Annotated in this window: 1 protein-coding gene; it reads left to right on the forward strand. The window is 73.2% G+C overall.

Annotation, left to right across the window (positions count from 1 at the left end):
- The first annotated feature begins 130 nt into the window (after nucleotides 1-130).
- Nucleotides 131-508 (forward strand): metalloregulator ArsR/SmtB family transcription factor, encoded by a 378-nt coding sequence (locus MU407_RS14105; RefSeq protein ID WP_246958431.1) that lies wholly within the window; start codon nucleotides 131-133, stop codon nucleotides 506-508.
- The last annotated feature ends 67 nt before the right edge of the window (nucleotides 509-575 follow it).

The following is a 575-nucleotide window of genomic DNA, read 5'->3' on the forward strand; positions in this document are numbered from 1 at the left end:
GAAGGGAAAGACAGGGATGGGCCGACGGATGCTGAGTGCCGACGGTCTGAACGGCGGGCGCTGGGTGAGCGCCGCGGCGGGCCGACGACCATCGCCATCATATCGACACTCATCGATATATGGTGTGGGCATGAGCACGCCCCCCGCGCCGCCTGCCCCCTCAGCCGCCTCGGACTGCGCCGCGTCGTCGCTGCCCGAGCCCTGCTGCACCCTGGGCCAGGGTCCGCTCGGCGCTGCCGACGCGGCCGTGCTCGCCGAAGGGTTCAAGGCCCTCGCGGACCCGATGCGCCTGCGGCTGCTCTCCCACATCGCGGCGGCGGGCTGCGGGGACGTGTGCGCCTGCGACCTCACCGCGGCGCTCGGCATCACCCAGCCCACGGTCTCCCACCACCTGCGCAAGCTCGTGGACGCGGGCCTGCTGGTGCGGGAGCAGAAGGGCCGATGGGCGCATTACACGGTGGTGCCGGAGGTCTTCGCACGTCTGCGCACCGTGATCGACCTGGGCTGACCCAGCCCGTCGGCCCCGCCAGCTGTCCTACCTGCCCCGTCGGCCCCTCAGCCCCCCGCCCCGGGCG

Source organism: Brachybacterium sp. Marseille-Q7125 (assembly GCF_023062615.1).
Classification (GTDB): Bacteria; Actinomycetota; Actinomycetes; order Actinomycetales; family Dermabacteraceae; genus Brachybacterium.

What these genes read in the sequence shown, in the direction of transcription:
- MU407_RS14105 (WP_246958431.1), top strand. Translation starts at nt 131, where the DNA reads ATGAGCACGCCCCCCGCGCCGCCTGCCCCCTCAGCCGCCTCGGACTGC.